The sequence below is a fragment of the Agromyces sp. H66 genome (assembly GCF_004959775.1).
GTDB lineage: Bacteria > Actinomycetota > Actinomycetes > Actinomycetales > Microbacteriaceae > Agromyces.
Window position 1 is genome coordinate 59649 of record NZ_SJZG01000001.1, and the last position, 20073, is coordinate 79721.

Consider the following 20073-nt stretch of genomic DNA (forward strand, 5'->3'; position numbering starts at 1 on the left):
CGCGGCATCCGGCGGACCGGAGCTCGGTCAGTGGCGCGTGCGCGATCCCGCGAACCAGGCGCTCAGCAGCCCGAGCACCGCGAAGCCCGTCATCGCCGCCATCGCCGGCAGTGCGGTCTGCGTGCCCGCGATACCGCCCAAGGGCGACGCGAACGCGCCGAAGACGAACTGCGTGAAGCCGACGAGCGCCGAGCCGGCACCCGCGGCGGCCCGGGCCTCGCCGACCGCGAGGGCGGAGGCACTGGACATCACCGAACCGCACCCGATCGCGAAGACGGCCACCAGCACGAGGTACGACGTCAACGTCAGGGTGCCCGTGAGCGCCAGCACCACCCCGGTCGCCGCGGAGAGGGCCTGCAGCGACTGCGCGATCCGAAGCGTCGCGTGCGCTCCGATCCGCTGTGCGATCACGCCGTTGAGCCACGCACCGGCCATGACCGAGACCGAGCTGAACGAGAACGTGAGCGAGTACCCGAGCGGAGTGATTCCGAGGACCTCCTGCACGATGAACGACGACGAGCTGATGTAGACCATCAGCGCGCCGTACCCTGCGCCGAAGGCGATCGTGTAGCCGACGTAGACGGGATTGCGCAGCAGCCGGCCGATGTTGCGCGCGAGCGCGCCGACGGTGAAGGGATGCCGGCGATCGGGCGGCAGGCTCTCGGGGATGAACAGCGCCGCGGCCACGAGCATGCCGGTCGCGAGCACCGCGAGGCCGAGCAGCGCCGCGCGCCACCCGCCCAGCTGCGTCAGCACCGCGCCGAGCGGGCTGGCGAGGGCGGGGCCGAGGGCGATCATGACGAAGATGGTGCTGAAGGCACGCACCGCCTGGGCGTGGTCGACGAGGTCGGCGATGACGGCGCGGGCGAGCACCGTGCCCGAGGCGCCGGCGAATCCCTGCACCGCACGGACCAGGATCAGCACCTCGATCGTCGGGCTGACGACCGCCAGGTAGCAGCAGAGCACGAACACGGCGAGCGCGGCCAGGAGCGTGCGGCGCCGGCCCAGCGCGTCGGAGACGGAGCCGATCGAGAGCTGCCCGAGCGCCGAACCCGCCAGCAGCGCCGTGAGGGTGAGCTGCACGGTCGAGGCGCCGACCCCAAGGTCCGCCGCGATGGCCGGGAACGCGGGAAGGTAGAGGTCGGTCGACAGCGAACCCGCCATCGACACGTAGCCGAGCACGAGCATCAGGCCCGGGCTGATGCGTCGCAGCCGGCCCTCCGCCGCTGCCGGTGTCGTCACTTCGTCGCGGCGACGTCCGGGCGGAACCCTCGCTTGGCCAGCTGGATCTGCTCGTAGACGTGGTGGCGGAGCTCGGTGAACCGGGGCATCGACCGCGTCTCGAGCTGGTCGCGCTCCTCGGGGAGATCCACCACGAGATCCTCCTGCACGACGGTCGGCGAACTCGAGAGCATGATGACGCGCTCCCCGAGGTACACCGACTCGTCGATGTCGTGCGTGACGAAGAGCACCGACAGCCCCAGCGTCTTGCGCACCTTGCGCACGAGGTCTTCCAGGTCGGCGCGCGTCTGCGCGTCGACCGCGGCGAACGGCTCGTCCATGAGCAGCACCTCGGGCTGGTACGCGATGGCGCGGGCGATCGCCACCCGCTGCTGCATGCCGCCCGACAGTTGCCACGGGTACGAGCGCGGGACGTGGTCGAGCCCCACGTTCGCGAGGGCCTCCTCGACCAGCTCGGTGCGCCTGGCCTTCGGCACCCCGGCGTTCTTGAGCGGCAGCTCCACGTTGTCGGCGACCCGGAGCCAGGGGAACAGCGACCGGCCGTACTCCTGGAAGACCACCGCCATCTTCTTGGGCGGCGCGGTCACGACCTTGCCGTCGAGCACGACCTCGCCGCTGGTGGGGGCAAGCAGGCCGGCGATGCACTTGAGCAACGTCGTCTTGCCGGATCCCGAGGGACCGACCAGGCAGGTCAGCTCGTTCTTGCCGAGGTCGAAGGTGAGGTCGCGGACGGCCTCGATGTCGCCGCCGTCGGTGCTGTAGACCTTCTTCAGGTTGCGCACCGAGAGCAGCGTTTCCTCGGCGGGAAGCGTGCGCCCGTGGGAGACGGTGTCGATGGGAACGGGTGTGTCATGCAGCATTCTCAAGCTCTTTCAGTCCGTGGTACCAGCGGAGGATGCGTCGCTCGACGTAGCGGAAGACGGCCGCGACGGCGAAGCCGATCAGTCCCAGCACGAGGATGCCCGACCACATCTCGGGGATGGCGAACCTGCGCTGGAACTGGATGATGCTGAAGCCCAGGCCCGACGACGACGAGAACATCTCCGAGATGACCATGAGGATCAGGCCGATCGGGAGACTCTGACGAACCCCGGCCAGGATCTGCGGTGCGGCCGAGGGCAGCACCTGGTATCGCACGCGATTCAAGCCGGAGATGCCGTACGACCGGCTCGTCTCGGTCTGCACGGGGTCGGCGGCGCGCACGCCCTCGATGGTGTTCAGCAGCACGGGCCAGATCGCCGCCAGGACGATGATGAAGACCTTCATCCAGTCGGTCGGGCCGAAGAGCAGCAGCAGCACCGGAATCAGGACGGGAGGAGGCAGCGCACGGAAGAACTCGAAGACCGGCTCGGTGAACGCGCGCAGGTCGCGATTGAGGCCGACGAGCATGCCCAATAGGATGCCGGCGACGATGGCGATCACGACGCCGATGCCGAACCGGGCGATGCTCGGGAGGATGTCCACCCACAGGCGCGGACCGAACCAGGTCTCGACGAAGGTGACGATGAGCTCACCCGGTGTCGGCACGAAGAAGCTCGGCGACACGGTCGTCGCGATCCACCACAGCACGACGAGGATCGCCGGAAGTCCCAGCGCGAAGCCGAGGGTGACGAACGCCTTCTTCATACCGGGATCTCCCCACGTACCGAGTGGTGCCACGACAACAGCGCCCGCTCCAGGAACCTGGCGCCGAAGTTGATGAGGACTCCGAGGAATCCGGTCGCCAGCACCAGCGCATACATCGTCGTGTAGAGGCCGGCGTTCTGCGCCCGCGCGATCTCGAGCCCCAAGCCGGGGGTTCCGATGATCAGCTGTGCGGTGATGGCGAGGATGAGCGCGACCGCGGCGGCCAGCCGGATTCCGGTCATCAGGTACGGCAGCGTCGTGGGGAACACGATGTCGCGAATGCGCTGCCACGTGGAGAACCCGTAGCTCTGACCGGTGTCCATCGCGATCTTGTCGACATCGGCGACGCCGTAGAGCACCTGGATGAAGATCTGCCAGAACGCGGCGTACACGATCAACAGCAGGCTCGCCTCGATCCGCACGCCGAACAGCAGCACCGCCAGGGGGATCAGCGCGACCGAGGGAACCGGGCGGAGGAACTCCACGGTCGAACTGGTGGCCCGTCGCAGGAACGGGGAGAGCCCGATCACCACACCGGTGACCGAGGCCAGCACGAGCGCGATGGCCAGGCCGAGTCCCCACTGCACCAGCGTGTCGCCGACCGCGATCCAGAACGGCGCGATCGTCGCGATCTCGAGCAGGCGCGGCAGCACTTCGGAAGGCGGCGGCAGGAAGCGGGGGTCGACGAGACCGACGCGGGCCGCGATCTCCCAGATGGCCAGCAGGGTCAGGATGCCGGCGAGTCCCAGCAGCGCGCGGCGGGGACGGTAGCGGCGTCGTCGGCTCTTGGCCTGGACGGCGGCGACGCTGCGCGTGACGGTCTGGTCGCCCGGTGATTGCACGGTCAAGAGCGGGGCCCCCCATCGGCCGGCCGGTCGGTCGACGGCACCGCGAACTCGGCGCGCAGGTCGGCCTTGCGGATCTTGCCGCTCGCGGTACGAGGCAACTCGTCGACGAACACGACGCGCTTCGGGATCTTGTACTTCGCGAGGCGCCCGGTGAGGTGTGCGATGACGTCCTCGGCCGTCAGGGACGCTCCGTCCTTCAGGGTGGCGACGGCGAGCGGGACCTCGCCCCACTTCGCGTCGGGCACCCCGATCAGGGCGACGGCGGAGACCTCGGTGAGTTCCATGATGACCCCCTCGACTTCGGCGGAGTAGATGTTCTCGCCGCCTGAGATGATCATGTCCTTCAACCGGTCGGAGATGTAGATGTAGCCGTCCTCGTCGAAGTAGCCGAGATCGCCCGAGCGGAACCAGCCGTCGACGAGGGCGGCCTCACTGGCCTCGGGACGGTTCCAGTACTCCGTGATGACGTTGGGGCCGCTGATCCAGATCTCCCCGACCTCGCCGGGCGGCAGTTCGTCACCGTGCTCGTCGACGATCTTCACGTCGGTGAAGAAGTGCTTGAGGCCCGACGATCCCAACTTGTGACGAGCCATGTGGGCGGGCATCGCGGTGGCCCCGGGCGCGGTCTCGGTCATCCCGTAGCCGCCGGTGAAGCCGAGCCCGCGCGCCTCGTAGGCCTGCAGCATCCGTTCGGGCATGGCCGACCCGCCGCAGGTCAGGTGTCGCAGGCTGCTGATGTCGGTGGAATCCCATGCCGGGTGTTCCTGCAGCATCTGGAACGTCGTCGGCACGCCCGAGAGCATCGTCACCTGTTCGGCCTCGATGGTGGACAGGACCCGACCGGCGTCGAATTTCTCATGCAGGATCACCGTGCCGCCCTGCAGGAGCACCGGGAGCGCTCCGTTGGTGAGCGAGGCGACATGGAACATCGGCGAGATGAGCAGGACGCGCTCCCCGGCGGTGACGCCGTAGTCGACCATGACGTTGAAGCAGTTCCAGGTCAGGTTGCCGTGCGTGAGCACGGCGCCCTTCGGGTGACCCGTCGTGCCGGAGGTGTAGAGGATGAGGGCGGCATCGTCGAGCGTGACGGGCTCGTCGCGATGGTCGGCGGCGCCGGATGCGACGACCGCTTCGTATTCCTCGATCCCCTCGACGGGGGGCTGCCCGGCGACGATGAAGCGGCGCTTCGCGCGGGTGGACCAACTGCCCGAACGGGCGAGGTCGGTCAGCTCGGAGTGGAAGACGAGGGTGGTTGCACCCGAGTCCTCGAGCGCGAACTCGATCTCGGGTGCGGCGAGGCGCGTGTTGAGCGGAACGAAGATGGCGCCGAGCGTGGCCGTCGCGAAGAAGGTCTCGAGGAACGACGGATGATTGTTGCCGAGGTAGGCCACGCGGTCCCCGGCCGCGACGCCGCGGTCGGCGAGGGCGTTGGCCAACCGGTCGATCCGCTCGGCGAGCACCTCGTAGCGGATGCGCTGATCGCGGTAGGTCAGGGCGATGTCGCCGCGAGAACGCTCGCGCCGACGCCAGACCCATGGCCCGATCCCGTGGTTGTGCACGGCAGTCCCTTCTTGACAGGGGGTACGGATGCGAGGGGATGGGCCCGGTGCCGCCGGGAGCGGCACCGGGCCCGGCCGTCACTCGAAGATGACCTTGTCGAGGTCGGGCTCGCTGTCGATGAAGCCGTACTTGAGCGCCATCGCGCTGAGCTCCTCGATGATGCCTCGGTCGAGGTCGCCCGACAGCCGTTCGAGGTTGATGTTCTCGACGACGTCGGCGGGCATGCCGGTGTAGTCGACGATGGCGGCGCGGTACAGCTCGGTGTCGTCCATCGCCAGGGCGGTGGACTCGCTGATGGCCGCGGCGAACGCCTCGACGACCTCGGGGTTGGCCTCCGCGTACGCCGTGGAGCTGAAGGTGACCATCGTGTAGAGGTCGTCGATCGCCGCGAGCGGGTCGCCGAGGAACGTCGCACCCTCGGTGGCGAGCGACGCGCTGAGGAACGGCTCGGGGACCCACGATGCGTCGATGTGCCCCTGCTCGAGCTGGGCGAGCTGGTCGGGGAACGCGATCTCGGTGAAGGTGACGGCATCGGGGTCGCCGCCGTCCTCCTCCACCATCGCCATGGTGGTCAGGTCGCCCTGCGTGTTCACGGCGTTCAGGGCGACGGTCTTGCCCTCGAGGTCGGACCAGGTCTGGATGCCCGAGCTCTCCATCACGACGATGCCGGACGGTGCCGGATCGGCGATCTGCGAGTAGCCGGCGACGATGCTCATCTCCAGGCCCTGGCTGGCAGCGACGAGAACGGAGAGCGGGTTTCCGACCGCGAACTCGATCGACTGGCTGGACACGGCGGGCAGCAGTGCCGCACCGCCCTGACCGAGCTGGACCTCGACGTCGAGGCCGTGCTTCTCGAAGATGCCCTCGTCGATGCCGAGCTGGACCGCCGCCGCCGGTGCGATCTGGAGCAGGCCGACCGTGACGGGGATCAGCTCGCCCGACTCGGTGCCGTCGGCTTCATCGGTGGGTTCGCCGCTGAGCGTTCCCTGAGAGCAGGCGGTGAGCATGAGTGCCCCCGCCGTGAGGGCTGCAAAGCCCGCGAGGCGCTTTCGCATCATTTCAGTGACTCCTTTGTGACTGTGCGTGTGAGTGCAGGATGCGCCCGCCGAGTGACGGTCGCCGGTATTCAGTTGTGGGTATGGGGCGCGGGCCCCGTCAGGCGTAGAAGCGTTGCAGGCTGCGGGCGACGACGGCGGGCTTGCTGCCGCCCTCGATCTCGATGGTGACGTCGACGGTGAGCTGGTAGCCGCCCGCAACCTCCGTCACCTCGGCGATGGTCGCCGTCATGCGGATGCGAGAACCGACCGGGACGGGGGAGACGAAGCGGACCTTGTCGAGGCCGTAGTTGACCTTGGTGCCGACGCCCTCGACGTCGAGGAGCTCGGTCCACAGCGGGATCAGCAGCGACAGCGTGAGGAAGCCGTGGGCGATGGCGGTGCCGAACGGGCCGTCCTTCGCCCGCTCGGGATCGGTGTGGATCCACTGGTGGTCGCTGGCCGCCTCGGCGAAGGTGTCGACGCGCTCCTGGCTGATCTCCATCCAGTCGGTGTAGCCGAGGTCGGCTCCCACCAGCGAGGGGAGGTCGTCGTAGGCGACGGTCGTGGTCATGTGGTGTCCTTTCTCAGTCCCCGAGCATGCCGAGGGGTCAGACGAATGCGGAGGCGCCGGTCAGCGCGCGTCCGACGATGAGGGAGTTGATCTCGTGCGTGCCCTCGTACGAGTACACGGCTTCGGCATCGGCGAAGAAGCGGGCGACGTCGTGCTCGAGCAGGATGCCGTTGCCGCCGAGCACCTCGCGTCCGAGCGCGACGGTCTCGCGGGCCATCAGCGACGTCTGCATCTTGGCCAGGGCCGAGTTCGTGTCGCTCCACTCGCCGGCATCCTGCCTGGCCGACAGCTGCACGGCCATGCCCAGCGAGGAGACCGCGTTCCCCAGCATCCGGGCGAGCTTCTCCTGCACGAGCTGGAAGCCGCCGATCGGTCGGCCGAACTGCTCGCGCGAGCGCACGTACTTCACGGCCGCCTCGAGTGCGCCGGCCTGGAGCCCTGCCGCGATCCACGCGACATCCGACCGCATCGTGCGCAGGATGCCCGCGACATCGCGCCACGAGTTCACGTTCTGCATGCGCCACCGCTCAGAGACGCGGGCGCCGTCGAGCGTGATGACGGCGTTCTGCATGGGGCGCAGCGACACCTTGCCCTGGATGATGTCGATCGTCACGCCCGGGGCCTCGCGGTCGACGAGGAAGAGCTTCACCTCGCCGTCGGCGACATCACGCGCGAATATCGCCAGCTTGTCGGCCGCCGCGGCGCCGCCGATCCAGCGCTTGGCGCCGTCGATGATCCATTCGTCGCCGTCGCGGCGGGCCGACGTGGCCAGTCCCCCCGCGACGTCCGACCCGTGATCGGGCTCGGTGAGGGCGAAGACGCCCTTCAGCCCGAACGTGCGGATCAGCGGGTCGAGCTCGTCGGCCTGTTCGGCGGACCCGCCGAGTCGGACGGCCGCGCGGAAGAGCCCCGACTGCGCGTTGTACACCGTCGCCACCGAGACGTCGGTGCGGGCGAGCACGTAGGTGCGGAAGCCGGAGAACATCGAGGATCGGGCCTCGTCGGCCGAGACGCCCCGTGGCTGCATCAGGTCGAGCGGGACGAGCGCGCCGAGGATGCCGTCGGGCATCGTGGCGGTCTCCCACGCGTCGTTCAGCAGGGGGCGCACGTCGCGTCGGAGCGTCTCGTCGAGCCGTGCGAGGGCGTCGAGCGCCCCGGCGCTCAGGTGCGACGCCGCATAGCCGTACGGATCGAGGCCGATCGCGGGCGAGGTGGCGATGCTCACGACGCCTCCCCGAGGCCGAGCAGTCGCACGGCGTTGTCCTTGAGGATCCGCGGCATGACCTCGGGCTTGAGCGCCGTCTGCTCGGCGTCGCGCAGCCAGCGCTCGGGGGAGATCAGGGGGAAGTCCGATCCGAACAGCACGCGATCGGTGATGACCGAGTTGGCGTAGCGCACGAGTTCGGCGGGGAAGTACTTGGGGCTCCACCCCGAGAGGTCGATCCACGTGTTGTGCTTGTGCGTCGCGACGGACAGCGCCTCGTCCTGCCACGGCACCGACGGGTGGGCCATGATGATCTGCAGGTCGGGGAAGTCCGCGGCGACGGCGTCGAGGAGCATCGGGTTCGAAAGCCCGAGTCGCAGGCCGCGCCCGCCCGGAAGCCCGGCGCCGATACCGGTCTGGCCGGTGTGGAAGAGCGCCGGCAGGCCGGCGTCCCGAATGACGCCGTAGAGCGGATAGTGGGCCCGGTCGCTCGGGTCGAACCCCTGCACGGTCGGGTGGAACTTGAAGCCGCGGACCCCGTGGTCCTCGATGAGTCGGCGCGCGCGGTCGACGGCATCGGGCCGACGGGGGTCGACCGACCCGAAGGGGATCAGCACGTCGTTGTTCCGCGCCGCTCCCTCCGCGATCTCGGCGCTCGAGACCGGCTCGTGTCCGAGCTGCGTCTCGGCATCCACGGAGAAGACGACCGCGGCCATCCCCAGCCCGCGATAGTGCTCCGCGACGCGGTCGAGCGTCGGCCACCCCTCGCCGCTGCCGAAGTAGCGGCTCGCCGCTGCGGACAGGTCGGCGGGGAGAGCACCGTGGCCGTGATCGTCCATGTCGACGTGCACGTGCACGTCTATCGCCTGGATCGCGTCGAGGTCGATCGCGGGTTCGTAGCGGGTCATGTTCTGCCGTTCCTGGTCCGGGTCGAAAGGCGGTCGTGAGTGACGGGACGCCGGTCAGGCGCCGACGGGCGCCGGGCGCTGAAGTTCGTCGGGCAGGGGCGGGAAGGTCTCGCCGACCGACTGCAGCTGCTCGCCCACGACCGACTGGAACTCTGCTCCGAGGGCCTCGTAGGACCAGCCCCCGTCGTGGTACGCGGTGACGACCGGCTCGGGGTGCGACCAGAGCTGGAGGCGGTCGCCGCCGACGCCGAGCGCCTGGCCGGTGACGCCGGCCGCGGCATCCGATGCGAGGAAGGCGACGAGCCCGGCCACGTCGTCGGAGGTGCCGAAGCCGAGGTCGTGGCGGAAGAACGCCGGCATCGGCTCGCCCTTGGACTCGGCTTCGACCGCTGCGGCGAAGTAGGGCACGGTCGCCGTCATCGCGGTCGCGGCGACGGGGATGACCGCATTCGCGGTGATGCCGGCCTTCTTGAGCTCGAGCGCCCAGGTGCGCACCATGCCGACGATGCCGGCCTTGGCGGCGGCGTAGTTCGTCTGCCCGAAGTTGCCGCGCTGCCCGGTCGGCGAGCCGATCGTGATGATCCGGCCGGCGATCTGGTTCTCGCGCATGTAGGTCGCGGCTTCGCGGACGCAGGTGAAGGTGCCGCGCAGGTGCACGTCGATGACGGTGTCGAAGTCGTCGTCGCTCATCTTCCACAGCACCGTGTCGCGAAGGACGCCGGCGTTGGTGACGAGGATGTCGAGCCGGCCGAAGTTGTCGACGGCCGCGGCGACCAACTGCTTCGCCGTCTCGGTGGGGCCGACGGGTGCGACCACCGCGACGGCCTTGCCGCCCGCCTGCTCGATCGACGCCACGGCTTCGGCGGCGGTGGCGTCGTCCACGTCGTTGACGACGACGGATGCCCCCTGCCGGGCGAGTTCCTGCGCGTAGGCGAGGCCGAGGCCGCGGCCGGATCCGGTGACGATGGCGACTTTGCCGTCGAGTGACATGTGGGGCTCCTTTGCTGCTCACGTCTATGAGAATCCACTTTATTGAGATTGTCAATAGTTACTTCTTCCAACTGGCGCCTGCTAGCATGCTGCAATGCTGAATCCGACCGAGTCGCTGGCGACGGCGCCGATGCTCTCCGGTTCCGAGCGCCTCTGGGCGACGTCCGTCGTGCGTGACCTGGCGTTCCTCCTGGCCCGCGCGAACGCACTCTCCCTCGCGCAGGCGAACGCCGCCGCCGCGACCCACGGCCTGAAGGTGCGCTCGTACACCGTGCTCGCCATCGCCGTGAGCGACACGCGGCCGACGCAGCGGGAGCTGGCGGAGTTCCTCCGGCTCGATCCCAGCCAGATCGTCGCGCTCGTCGACGAACTGGAGTCGCGCGCCCTCGTGCGCCGGGAACCCGACCCCAGCGACCGGCGCGCCAACGTCGTCGTCGCGACCGACGAGGGTCGTGCGACCTACGCCTCGGCGCATGCCACGGTGGCCGACTCCGAGCGCGCCATCTTCGCGGCGCTCTCCGCAGAGGAGCGCACGACGCTGATGGAGATGCTGCGCCGCCTCGCCGGCGCGCCCGACGCGCTGTCGGCCTGAGCGCCATCGGATCGTCTCGCGCCGTAGGCTTGGCTGGCGCGGGCAGCGGCGCCCGCTGACAGGAGGACTCGTGGCGCTCAGCAGCATCGAGATCGGTCAGGCGGCGGAGCTCCGACCCATCGGCGCGATCGCGGCCGGCCTGGGCATTACCGACGAGCACCTCGTGCCGTACGGCCGCTACAAGGCGAAGGTGCCGCTCGCCTACCTCGAGACCCTGACCGACCGCCCGCTGGGCAGGCTCGTGCTGATGACCGGGGTGTCACCCACCCCGGCGGGCGAAGGCAAGTCCGCGACGTCGGTCGGGCTGGGCGACGCGCTCCGACGCATCGGCGAGCGCTCGATGATCTGCCTGCGCGAGCCCGCCCTCGGCCCGGTGTTCGGCATGAAGGGCGGCGCCGCCGGCGGCGGGTACGCGCAGCTCGCGCCGATGGAGGACATCAACCTGCACTTCACCGGTGACTTCGCGGCGATCCAGATCGCCACGAACCTGCTCGCCGCGATGATCGACAACCACGTGCACCACGGCAACGAGCTCGGCATCGACGTGCGCCGGGTCACGTGGCGCCGCGTGCTCGACGTCAACGACCGGGCGCTGCGCGACATCGTGATCGGACTCGGCGGAACCGGCAACGGGTATCCGCGCGAGGCGGGCTTCGACATCGTCGTCGCGAGCGAGGTGATGGCGATCTTCTGCCTGGCCACGAGCCTCGCCGACCTCAAGGAGCGGCTCGGCCGGATCGTGGTCGCCCATACCCGCGACCGCAGGCCGGTGCGCGCGAGCGACCTGCGCGCGCACGGCGCGATGGCCGCCGTCCTGCGCGATGCGCTCGCACCCAACCTCGTGCAGTCGCTCGAGGGCACCCCCGCGTTCGTGCACGGCGGCCCGTTCGCGAACATCGCGCACGGCACCAACTCGCTCATCGCGACCCGCTCCGCGCTGCGGCTCGCCGACTACGTCGTCACCGAGGCCGGGTTCGGCACCGACCTCGGCGCGGAGAAGTTCGTCGACATCCTGTGCCGTTCCTCGGGCCTGCGGCCGTCGGCGGCGGTCATCGTGGCGACCGTGCGGGCGATGAAGTACCACGGCGGGGTCGCCGTCGGCGACCTCACCACCGAGGACGTGGCCGCCCTCGAGCGCGGGCTGCCCAACCTGGAACGGCACGTGCACATCCTCCGCGAGGTGTTCGGGATCCCATGCGTCGTGGCGATCAACGAACGCGCCGAGGACACCGAGGCCGAACTCGACGCGCTCGTCGCGGGGGCCGCCCGGTTCGGGGTTCGCGCCGTGCGGGCGCGTCACTTCGCCGAGGGCGGCGCCGGGGCGGAGGACCTGGCCCGCGAGGTCGTCGCCCTCTGCGGGGACCGCCCGGCCGAGGCATCCGGTGCCGTGGCGACCTCCGGCGACGGCCTGAGGTTCACCTATACCGACGACGCGTCGCTCTGGCAGAAGATGAAGGCCGTCGCCACGCGCATCTACGGCGCGTCCGACGTCACCGCATCGACCGCGGTGCGTGCGCAGCTGAAGCGGCTCGAGGAGGAGGGATACGGCCACCTGCCGGTGTGCGTCGCGAAGACCCAGTACTCCTTCTCGACCGACGCCAAACTGCGCGGGGCGCCCACGGGCCACGTCGTCGACATCCGCGAGGTGCGGCTCGCCGCCGGCGCGGAGTTCGTCGTGATGGTGTGCGGCGACATCATGACGATGCCGGGGCTGCCGGTGCGTCCCGCGGCCGAGTCGATCGACGTCACCGACGACGGCCGCATCGTCGGGCTGTACTGACGCGTCGCCCCGGGCGGGCGAGTCCGCTCAGCCGGCTGACCCTCCGGCCATCGCGGGCGCCCGCTGCGGCAGCAGGAACCGCGCGAAGAACTCCTCGAGTTCGTCGTGGGAGTCCAGCGGCAGCACGTGCGCGACGTACTGGTCGGGCCGCACCACGACGAGGCATCCGTGCTCGCGGTCGATGCCCCGAGCGTCGAAGACGTCGTCGCCGCGCACCGACGGCGCGAAGGCCTTCTCGTAGTCCGCCAGGCCGTAGCGTCCCTTGTGCGGTCGCAGCAGTTCGGGCAGCGACGTCGGCTCGACGTCGCGATGGCTCTGCTGCAGGATGCCGCGAACGTCGACGACCGCGTCGGGGTCGGCGCCGTCCGGGGTGAACCGGGCGCCGGGCCCGGCACGCCAGGACTCGGCGAACGCGCGCAGCCGCGACCGCGGGTCGTCGATCGGAAGGCGGTCGCCGAAGGCGTAGATGCGCCAGCGGCCGTCGGCCCGGTGGACATGGCCGAGCTCGAGGGGCTGGGCGTCGCCGACCCGGGCGACGGGCGCGGAGTGGAAGCGCTCGCCGATCGGGAAGCCCGTCGCGAGGTGCTGCCACGTGCCCTCGCCGGTGAGCAGGCCCGGCTCGTAGCGGGTGGCCATGCCGGCCGTGTAGCGCCCCTGCTGCTGGAAGTGCCGCTGGAGGGCGGCGGGGTCGACGCCGTCGTCCGTGCCGGATGCCGTGTCGAGCGGCTTCGCGCTGAGCATCGCGGCCCACTCGCGGTCGAAGTCGATGAGGTCCTGCGCGACCGACTGGCGCTCCGCCGAGTAGGTGTGCAGCAGTTCCGGCGCGCTGCGGCCCTCGAGCACGGCCGCGAGCTTCCAGCCCAGGTTGAAGGCGTCCTGCATCGACACGTTCATCCCCTGACCGGCCTTGGGGCTGTGCGTGTGGCAGGCGTCGCCCGCGACGAACACGCGCGGCGTCCGGGTCGCGAGCGCGTCGTCGGGCACGTCGTCGAACTTGTCGGTGAGGCGCTGGCCGATCTCGTACACCGACCACCACACGATCTCCTGGACGTCGAGCGAGTGCGGATGCAGGATGCGGCGGGCCGCCGCGATGAGGTCGTCGGACGTGATCGCCCGCCCGGCCACGCGCTCGCCCGGCTCGAGCTCGTCCATCTCGATGTAGAGCCGCACGAGGTAGCCGCCCTCGCGCGGGATGATGACCATGTTGCCGGCGTCGGCGGACTGGATGACCGACTTGAAGCGGATGTCGGGATAGTCGGTGACCGGGAGCACGTCGATCACGCCCCACGCCTGGTTCGCCGAGTCGCCGCGCAGTACCCGCCCGATCGACCGCCGCACCGTGCTGCGAGCACCGTCGCAGCCGACGACGTAGCGGGCGCGGATCGTGAGCTCCTCGCCGTCGTCGACCCGCCGCATCCGCACCGTGACGGGGTGGTCGCCCGCCGCGTCGCCCGCCGCGTCGCCCGTATCGGCGGCCGTCTCGGCGATCTCGACGTCGACGACCTCGAGGCCGTAGTCGGGTTCGAGGCGGCGGGGCGAGTTGCGCATCTTCTCGAGCAGGAACTCCTGCACCCGGGCCTGGTTCAGGATGAGGTGGGGGAACTCCGACAGGCCCTCCTCGACGTCCTGGATCCGGCCGCTGCGTACGATGCGCGACCGATCGTCGGGGTCGGGCCGCCAGAACACGGTCTCGGTCACCTGGCACGCCTCGGCGAGCAGGCGGTCGGCGACGCCGAACGCCTCGAACATCTCGACCGAGCGGCAGGCGACGCCGTCGGCCTGCCCGAGTTCCAGCGGTCCTTCCCGGCGCTCGACGATCCTGGTGCTGATGCCGGGGAAGGCTGCCAGTTGCGCGGCGAGCACGCATCCGGCTGGCCCCGTGCCGACGATCAGCACGTCGACGGTGTCGGGCAGCTCGGCCGGGTTCGCGAGTGCGGGATCCGCGGGCGGGACGGCCGGATCGCCGGTGTGGAACCCGTTCAGGTACGCCTGCATGCTGCTCCTCGTCGTCGATGACGCATTCGCTTCGGGAATTAATACGTATACTGAGGATATGTGACGGGCGATGGTGCCGCAAGGCCGGACTCGGATTCGCCCGCCTAACCGGTCGCGAACGCGATGGGCACGAGGAGCGCGAGGAAGCGCTCACGCTCGGCGGCGTCGAGCGGTTCGAGGAGCCGATCCTGCACGGCGGCGACCCGTGGCGCGAAGGCGTCGGCGGCTCGGCGCGCCGCCGGGGTCAGCGACAGGACGCGACGCCTGCCGTCGGAGACATCCCGCGCCCGCAGGATCCAGCCGCGCCCGACCAGCCGCTGCACGAGGTCGGCGGCGGTGGACCTGTCGAGGCCCGCGCGATCGCCGAGCTCGCGCTGGCTGATCGCCGGATGCTCGACGAGCACGTGCAGCGCCGCGTACTGCGGGCCCGTGAGCTCCCGGCCGAACTCGTCGGCGAACAGCGCGGTGTGCACCTGCTGCGCGCGACGGAGCAGATGGCCGGGGATGTGCATGGGCGAGAAGCCGGCGCCGTGCGCGGGTTCCGCGCGTGCGACCCGGCGGAGCAGGTCGACGAAGGCCTCACGCGCCCCCGGGGGCAGCGGTTCGAGCAGCCGGTCCTGCACGCGCCGCACCCGCGGCCGGAGTCCATCGAGGGCGGCGGCCGCCCCGTCGGTCGTCGTCAACATGTCGCGTCGCCCGTCGGCAGGGTCGCGCTCGCGTGCGATCCAGCCGCGACGAGCCAGGCGCGCGACCACGTCCATCGTCGAGGACGTGTCGAGCGAGGCGAGCTCGCCGACCTGGCGCTGATCGAGGCCGGGGGATGCCGCGATCGCGGCGAGCACGGCGTACTGCGGGCTCGTCGGCGCGGCGCCGACCTCGTGGAGCCAGAGCGCGTTGTGCACCTGTTGCGCGCGGCGCAGCAGGTGGCCGCACACCGCGCCGAGCGGCACGCCGCCGAGCGGCCGGGATGTCGCGTGCTCCGACGCCTCCTCCGTCACGCTCGCATCACCGCCCCTCGAGCACGTACCGGTCGCGTCCGGCGAGCAGCCCGGTGACGACCTGGCCGGCCATGACGAACAGGAGCAGTCCCAACGGCGCCACCCAGCCCCCGACGGTCGCATGCAGCCACCCGAACGCGACGGGACCGATCGCCGCGAACAGGTACCCGATCGACTGCGACATCCCCGACAGCGCCGACGACGCCTCGTGGTCACGCGCGCGCTGCGCGATCAGCGTGAGGGCCATGGCGAGGGACGAACCCGAGAACAACCCCATGATGATCGCCCACAGCGGGACCCACTGCGGCGCGAGCATGAGGCCGACGGTGGCGACGATCCCGAGCACCGGGATGAGCGCGGGGATGAACCGCTCGGCGCGTGCCCGCAGCGCGAGCGGCAGGATCAGCGATCCGGCCAGCGAGAGGAGCTGGTAGATCATCACGTCGAAGCCGGCCACGACCGGACTGCGTCCGATCGAGGTGGAGATCGTGGCGAGCCAGGTGACCACCATGTAGAACGTCGCCGACTGGAACGCCATGTAGCCCGCGACCTGCCACGCCACCGCGTCGCCCCAGATGCCGGTTCGGCGGTGCCGGACCCGTGGCGCACCGCGGAGCACCGGGTGCGTGCCGCGGTGCGCCCACGCCCATGCGACGATCGCGAACGGCAGGAGCGCGCCCCCGGTGACGAGCAGTGAGATGCGCCATCCCGCGGACGGGTCGTCGGCGAGCTGCGAGATCGGCACCGCGACCCCGGAGGCGACGGCCCCCATGCCCCCGAGCAGCGCCGTGTACACCGACATCATGAGCGGGACGCGGCGCGGGAAGTCGCGCTTGACCGCGGCCGGCATGAGCACGTTCGCGATCGCCAGGGCGACGCCGATGAGTGCCGTGCCGAGCCAGAGGCCCACCGTGGGGCCCGGCAGCGATCGCACCGCGGTGCCCACCGCGAGGAGGAGCAGCGACCAGAGCACGACCCGCGACATCCCGAACCGCCTGCTCAGGCCGTGCGCGAGCGGCGAGACGACCGCCCAGGCGACCAGCGGCACCGAGGTGATCAGGCCGAGCGTGGCGAGCGGCATGCCGGTGTCCGCGCCGATCGCTTCGAGCAGCGGTCCGACGGCCGTGATGGTGGGCCGCATGTTGGCGGCCACGAGGCACAACGCCACGACGAGCGCGATGACGGCGCCGCGCCGGTTCCCGCTCTCGTTGCCCATGACTACCGGACTCTAGTCGAGGTCTCCCTCGTTCCCGACTTCGTCCCTCCTGAGTCCGTCCCGACCTCCTCCGGTCCGGCCCCCCATTCCGCCGACTGTTGACGTTCGCCGGCGAGTGACGTCGGTAGGGAGCGGTCCCAGGCTGCGAACGTCAACACTCGGGGTTGGCGTAGTGCGGAATCCCAGGCGGGTGCCGCCGGTTGCACCTGCCATGAGAGCGATCGTCTACCGCCTGCCCGGAGATTCCTCGGTGCTCGAGCTCGCCGAGCGAGACATCCCCGAGCCCGGCCCCGGAGAGCTGCGCGTGCGCCTCGTCGTCTCGGGCGTGAACCCCACCGACTGGAAGTCGCGACGCGGCACGGGCACGGCGGCCGCCGCGGGCGGCGAGAGCGTGCCGAACCAGGACGGCGCCGGCATCGTCGACGCGGTGGGCGAGGGTGTCGCCGGATTCGCCGTCGGCGACCGGGTGTGGCTCGCGATCTCGGCGTGGCAGCGCCCCGCGTCGGGCACGGCGCAGGAGTTCACGATCACGCTCGCCGAGCGGGCCTTCCCGCTGCCCGACGAGGTGTCGTTCGACGTGGGGGCGAGCCTCGGCGTGCCGGCGGTCACCGCGCACCGCGCGCTGACCGTCTCGGAGGACGGCCCCGACCGGCTGCGTCCCGGTGCGCTCGACGGGAGGACCGTGCTCGTCGCCGGGGGAGCCGGCGCCGTCGGACATGCGGCGATCCAACTCGCGCGCTGGGCCGGCGCGACGGTGATCACGACGGTGAGCAGCGCCGACAAGGGCGCGCTCGCTGAGGCCGCCGGCGCGCACCACGTCGTGGACTATCGAGAGACGGATGCCGCGGAGCGGATCCGCGCGATCGCGCCGGGCGGCGTCGACCTGGTCGTCGAGGTGGCCGCGGGCGCGAACGCCGGGCTCGACCAGGCCGTGACCCACGAGCGTTCGACGATCGCGAGCTACGGCAACGACGGCGGGGCGCCGGTGACCATCGACTTCGGCCGGGCGATCATGCAGAACCTGCGCTATCAGTTCGTGCTCATCTACACGATGGGCGCGCGCGCCTGGGCCGCGGCGGGCGAGGACGTGACGGCGGCCGCCCGCGACGGCGCGCTGGCGGTCGGCGATGCGGCGGGCCTGCCTGTGCACCGGTACCCGCTGGAGCAGACCGCGGCCGCCCACGACGCGGTCCAGGGCGGAGCGGTGGGCAAGGTGCTCATCGACGTCGCCTCGCGCTGACGCGGCATCCCGTCTGCCGGATCGCTCGACCTTCCGGATCGCTTGACCTTCCGGATCGCTTGACGCCGCCGACCGGCGTGCGTATATTCACCCATATGGGTGAACATCAACTCGACGCCGTGCTCAGCGCGGTGGCCGATCCGACGCGGCGGGCGATCCTCGATCGGCTGCGGGCGGGCGACGCGCGGGTCACCGACCTCGCGAGCGCCTTCCCGATCTCGCTGAACTCGACGAGCAAGCACATCAAGGTGCTCGAGCGCGCCGAGCTCGTGCACCGGGAGGTGCGCGGTCGCGACCACGTGCTCTCGCTGCGGGCCGAGGCGCTCGGCGAGGCCGTCGCCTGGATGCAGCAGTACCGCGAGTTCTGGGAGCAACGCCTCGAAGCCCTCGAGGCGTTCGTGCTGGCGGGCGACGCGGGCGAGACGGGGGATGCCGCGGCCGGGGCATCCGGCCCCGAGGCATCCGGTACCGAACCGAGCGACGGAGGCGCCCGATGACGGCGGCCGTGACGGTGAGCCGGCGCATCGCGGCATCCGCCGAGCGCCTCTTCGACGCCTGGCTCGATCCGGCGGCGATCGCGCAGTGGATGCGCCGCGACGACAGCGGCCGGCCGTCGGTGGTGGTCTCCGACCCGCGCGTCGGCGGCACCTACTCGATCACGATGATCGATCGCTTCGGCGAGAACGTGCACGTCGGCGCCTACCGGGTGATCGACCGGCCGCGCGAGCTCGAGTTCACGTGGCGCTCGGAGCACACCGTCGGCATCGACTCGGTGGTGCGCGTCACCTTCGAGCCCGACGGCGACGGCACCGTCGTCGAAGTGCATCACACGAGGCTGCCCGACGCCGCGGCGGCCGCAGTCCACGAAGCAGGCTGGACCGAGCTCCTCGGCCGGCTCGAACGAACCATGAACGGAATGGAGGCGGCGTGATGCTGCTCGACGACAAGGTGGCCGTGATCCACGGCGGTGGCGGCTCGATCGGACGCGCCGCGGCGCGGGTGTTCGCGCGCGAGGGCGCGCGGCTGTTCCTCGCCGGGCGGTCGGCGCCCCGGCTCGAGGAGGCGGCATCCGCTGCCCGTGCCGAGGGCGCCGAGGTGTCGACGGCCGTCGTCGACGCGATGGACCAGGCGGCCGTCGACCGGCACGTCGACGAGGTGACGGATGCCGCGGGCCGCATCGACATCGCCCTCAACGCGGTCGGCTTCGATCACGTGCAGGGCAGGTCGATCGCCGACACGTCGCTCGAGGACTACCTGCACCCGATCACGGGGTACCTGCAGACGAACTTCGTGACGGCGAAGGCGGTGTCGCGGCCGATGATCGCGCGGGGGAGCGGCGTCATCCTCACGATCTCGACGCCCGGAGCGCGGCTCACCGGGAAGGGGCTCATCGGCAACGCGGCGCAGTCGGCCGCGCTCGAGGGCTTCTCGCGGGCGCTCGCCGGGGAGCTCGGCCCGTCGGGGATCCGCGTCGTGTGCGTGCGACCGAACGCGATGTCGGATGCCGTCGCGACGTCGTACACGGGCGAGATGTTCGGCCGCATCGCCGAGGTCGGCGGCATCTCGATGGACGAGTGGCTGACGGGGCTCGCCGGCGGCACGCTGCTCGGGCGGCTGCCCGTGCTCGACGAGGTGGCCGAGTACCTCGCATTCGCGGCATCCGACCGCGCGGGCTCCATGACCGGGGCGATCGCGAACCTCTCGGCGGGCATGCTCGTCGACTGAGCCGGTCGGCGCGGCGGCGGCCGCTTTTCGCGGCGGCGGCACGAACTCGGGCCGCCATTGCGAGGGGCAGCCGCCGCCACGCGCCTGAGTCACGTTCCCGTGCGGCCGACCGGCTTCCGCCCGTGCGCCGACCTGCCGGATGATCGCAACAGGCGGATCGCCGTGGCGGTCACGGCGATCGCCGCGCCAAGTTCGAGGACGCCGGTCACCTCGAAGAGCACGTCGTCGGGAGGGAAGTGCTCGTCGGGGTTGAGGAGGACGTAGAGGTCGGCCGGCCCGCCCGCGAGGAAGACCACGTCCTTGTAGAGGTGCGAATACGCGCTGTGCACGACGCCGAGGAGGCCGGCGAGCACGAGGGCGATGGTCGCATACGTCTGCAGGGCAGCCCGCCGCCCGGTGCGCCCGAAAATCCCGAGCGCCGTCACGGCGGCCGCGACGGGGAGCCCCACCAGTACGGGCACGAGCAGGCGGTTCGGCGAATCGAGCGCGAGTCTCCGTAGAGGTGATGCGCGGTGGTGACCGCATAGAGCGCCAGAAGAGT

The 20073-nt window shown here is 70.9% G+C and carries 20 protein-coding genes; 6 read left to right on the forward strand and 14 right to left on the reverse strand.

From position 1 onward, the window contains the following. Positions 1 to 27: 27 nt before the first annotated feature. The 10 genes from EZM51_RS00310 to EZM51_RS00355 form a co-directional block, all read right to left on the reverse strand. The gene (locus EZM51_RS00310) at positions 28 to 1242 is read right to left on the reverse strand and encodes a multidrug effflux MFS transporter (RefSeq protein ID WP_136706095.1); all 1215 of its coding nucleotides are present in this window, start codon (positions 1240 to 1242) and stop codon (positions 28 to 30) included. After that, on the reverse strand, positions 1239 to 2102 hold the full coding sequence (locus EZM51_RS00315) for an ABC transporter ATP-binding protein (protein ID WP_136706096.1): 864 nt from the start codon (positions 2100 to 2102) through the stop codon (positions 1239 to 1241). The genes EZM51_RS00310 and EZM51_RS00315 overlap by 4 nt, the downstream gene beginning before the upstream one ends. Continuing rightward, on the reverse strand, positions 2092 to 2868 hold the full coding sequence (locus tag EZM51_RS00320) for an ABC transporter permease (RefSeq protein ID WP_136706097.1): 777 nt from the start codon (positions 2866 to 2868) through the stop codon (positions 2092 to 2094). The genes EZM51_RS00315 and EZM51_RS00320 overlap by 11 nt, the downstream gene beginning before the upstream one ends. Next, a complete protein-coding gene (locus EZM51_RS00325) occupies positions 2865 to 3710 on the reverse strand; it encodes an ABC transporter permease (protein ID WP_136706773.1) in 846 nt (281 codons plus the stop codon). Before EZM51_RS00325 ends, EZM51_RS00320 begins: the two co-directional genes overlap by 4 nt. A gap of 2 nt (positions 3711 to 3712) precedes the next feature. After that, the gene (gene menE, locus EZM51_RS00330) at positions 3713 to 5275 is read right to left on the reverse strand and encodes an o-succinylbenzoate--CoA ligase (protein WP_136706098.1); all 1563 of its coding nucleotides are present in this window, start codon (positions 5273 to 5275) and stop codon (positions 3713 to 3715) included. Positions 5276 to 5353: 78 nt separating this feature from the next. Beyond that, positions 5354 to 6334 (reverse strand): ABC transporter substrate-binding protein, encoded by a 981-nt coding sequence (locus tag EZM51_RS00335; RefSeq protein ID WP_136706099.1) that lies wholly within the window; start codon positions 6332 to 6334, stop codon positions 5354 to 5356. Positions 6335 to 6431: 97 nt separating this feature from the next. Further along, the gene (locus EZM51_RS00340) at positions 6432 to 6884 is read right to left on the reverse strand and encodes a MaoC family dehydratase (RefSeq protein ID WP_136706100.1); all 453 of its coding nucleotides are present in this window, start codon (positions 6882 to 6884) and stop codon (positions 6432 to 6434) included. A 37-nt stretch (positions 6885 to 6921) separates the two neighbouring features. Beyond that, positions 6922 to 8049: an acyl-CoA dehydrogenase family protein gene (locus EZM51_RS00345; RefSeq protein ID WP_248305435.1), complete on the reverse strand. Its 1128-nt coding sequence runs from the start codon at positions 8047 to 8049 to the stop codon at positions 6922 to 6924. Positions 8050 to 8105: 56 nt separating this feature from the next. After that, entirely contained in the window at positions 8106 to 8996 is an 891-nt protein-coding gene (locus EZM51_RS00350; protein ID WP_136706101.1) for an amidohydrolase family protein, read from the reverse strand. A 54-nt stretch (positions 8997 to 9050) separates the two neighbouring features. Next, complete coding sequence (locus tag EZM51_RS00355) at positions 9051 to 9986, reverse strand: SDR family NAD(P)-dependent oxidoreductase (protein ID WP_136706102.1); 936 nt, start codon at positions 9984 to 9986, stop codon at positions 9051 to 9053. Between the two features lie 94 nt (positions 9987 to 10080). On the opposite strand from EZM51_RS00355, the gene EZM51_RS00360 reads away from it, so the two are divergent. Both EZM51_RS00360 and EZM51_RS00365 read left to right on the forward strand, forming a co-directional pair. Beyond that, a complete protein-coding gene (locus tag EZM51_RS00360; RefSeq protein WP_136706103.1) occupies positions 10081 to 10578 on the forward strand; it encodes a MarR family transcriptional regulator in 498 nt (165 codons plus the stop codon). Positions 10579 to 10648: 70 nt separating this feature from the next. After that, positions 10649 to 12358, forward strand: coding sequence for a formate--tetrahydrofolate ligase (locus tag EZM51_RS00365; RefSeq protein WP_136706104.1), 1710 nt, complete (start codon positions 10649 to 10651; stop codon positions 12356 to 12358). 27 nt (positions 12359 to 12385) lie between these two features. Here EZM51_RS00365 and EZM51_RS00370 read toward each other — a convergent pair whose 3' ends face one another. The 3 genes from EZM51_RS00370 to EZM51_RS00380 all read right to left on the reverse strand — a co-directional run bounded on the left by EZM51_RS00370 (position 12386) and on the right by EZM51_RS00380 (position 16567). Continuing rightward, positions 12386 to 14353 carry an FAD-binding monooxygenase gene (locus EZM51_RS00370; protein WP_136706105.1) on the reverse strand — a complete coding sequence of 656 codons (1968 nt, stop codon included), beginning with the start codon at positions 14351 to 14353 and terminating at the stop codon, positions 12386 to 12388. A gap of 104 nt (positions 14354 to 14457) precedes the next feature. Beyond that, on the reverse strand, positions 14458 to 15351 hold the full coding sequence (locus EZM51_RS00375; RefSeq protein ID WP_136706106.1) for a MarR family winged helix-turn-helix transcriptional regulator: 894 nt from the start codon (positions 15349 to 15351) through the stop codon (positions 14458 to 14460). A gap of 7 nt (positions 15352 to 15358) precedes the next feature. After that, positions 15359 to 16567 carry an MFS transporter gene (locus EZM51_RS00380; protein ID WP_248305380.1) on the reverse strand — a complete coding sequence of 403 codons (1209 nt, stop codon included), beginning with the start codon at positions 16565 to 16567 and terminating at the stop codon, positions 15359 to 15361. Positions 16568 to 16778: 211 nt separating this feature from the next. Between EZM51_RS00380 and EZM51_RS00385 the strand changes: the two genes are divergently transcribed. The 4 genes from EZM51_RS00385 (at position 16779) to EZM51_RS00400 (ending at position 19532) form a co-directional block, all read left to right on the forward strand. Continuing rightward, a complete protein-coding gene (locus EZM51_RS00385; RefSeq protein ID WP_136706107.1) occupies positions 16779 to 17807 on the forward strand; it encodes an NADPH:quinone reductase in 1029 nt (342 codons plus the stop codon). 95 nt (positions 17808 to 17902) lie between these two features. Beyond that, positions 17903 to 18304, forward strand: coding sequence for a metalloregulator ArsR/SmtB family transcription factor (locus EZM51_RS00390; protein WP_136706108.1), 402 nt, complete (start codon positions 17903 to 17905; stop codon positions 18302 to 18304). Next, the gene (locus EZM51_RS00395) at positions 18301 to 18738 is read left to right on the forward strand and encodes an SRPBCC domain-containing protein (protein ID WP_136706109.1); all 438 of its coding nucleotides are present in this window, start codon (positions 18301 to 18303) and stop codon (positions 18736 to 18738) included. Before EZM51_RS00390 ends, EZM51_RS00395 begins: the two co-directional genes overlap by 4 nt. After that, entirely contained in the window at positions 18738 to 19532 is a 795-nt protein-coding gene (locus EZM51_RS00400; RefSeq protein ID WP_136706776.1) for an SDR family oxidoreductase, read from the forward strand. Before EZM51_RS00395 ends, EZM51_RS00400 begins: the two co-directional genes overlap by 1 nt. Before the next feature lie 89 nt (positions 19533 to 19621). Here EZM51_RS00400 and EZM51_RS00405 read toward each other — a convergent pair whose 3' ends face one another. Then, positions 19622 to 19993: a hypothetical protein gene (locus EZM51_RS00405; protein ID WP_136706110.1), complete on the reverse strand. Its 372-nt coding sequence runs from the start codon at positions 19991 to 19993 to the stop codon at positions 19622 to 19624. Between the last annotated feature and the right edge of the window lie 80 nt (positions 19994 to 20073).

Coding starts and splice junctions, on each gene's coding strand:
- EZM51_RS00315 (WP_136706096.1), bottom strand. CDS start 2,102: ATGCTGCATGACACACCCGTTCCCATCGACACCGTCTCCCACGGGCGC.
- EZM51_RS00320 (WP_136706097.1), bottom strand. CDS start 2,868: ATGAAGAAGGCGTTCGTCACCCTCGGCTTCGCGCTGGGACTTCCGGCG.
- EZM51_RS00335 (WP_136706099.1), bottom strand. CDS start 6,334: ATGATGCGAAAGCGCCTCGCGGGCTTTGCAGCCCTCACGGCGGGGGCA.
- EZM51_RS00340 (WP_136706100.1), bottom strand. CDS start 6,884: ATGACCACGACCGTCGCCTACGACGACCTCCCCTCGCTGGTGGGAGCC.
- EZM51_RS00350 (WP_136706101.1), bottom strand. CDS start 8,996: ATGACCCGCTACGAACCCGCGATCGACCTCGACGCGATCCAGGCGATA.
- EZM51_RS00355 (WP_136706102.1), bottom strand. CDS start 9,986: ATGTCACTCGACGGCAAAGTCGCCATCGTCACCGGATCCGGCCGCGGC.
- EZM51_RS00360 (WP_136706103.1), top strand. CDS start 10,081: ATGCTGAATCCGACCGAGTCGCTGGCGACGGCGCCGATGCTCTCCGGT.
- EZM51_RS00370 (WP_136706105.1), bottom strand. CDS start 14,353: ATGCAGGCGTACCTGAACGGGTTCCACACCGGCGATCCGGCCGTCCCG.
- EZM51_RS00380 (WP_248305380.1), bottom strand. CDS start 16,567: ATGGGCAACGAGAGCGGGAACCGGCGCGGCGCCGTCATCGCGCTCGTC.
- EZM51_RS00385 (WP_136706107.1), top strand. CDS start 16,779: ATGAGAGCGATCGTCTACCGCCTGCCCGGAGATTCCTCGGTGCTCGAG.
- EZM51_RS00390 (WP_136706108.1), top strand. CDS start 17,903: ATGGGTGAACATCAACTCGACGCCGTGCTCAGCGCGGTGGCCGATCCG.
- EZM51_RS00395 (WP_136706109.1), top strand. CDS start 18,301: ATGACGGCGGCCGTGACGGTGAGCCGGCGCATCGCGGCATCCGCCGAG.
- EZM51_RS00400 (WP_136706776.1), top strand. CDS start 18,738: ATGCTGCTCGACGACAAGGTGGCCGTGATCCACGGCGGTGGCGGCTCG.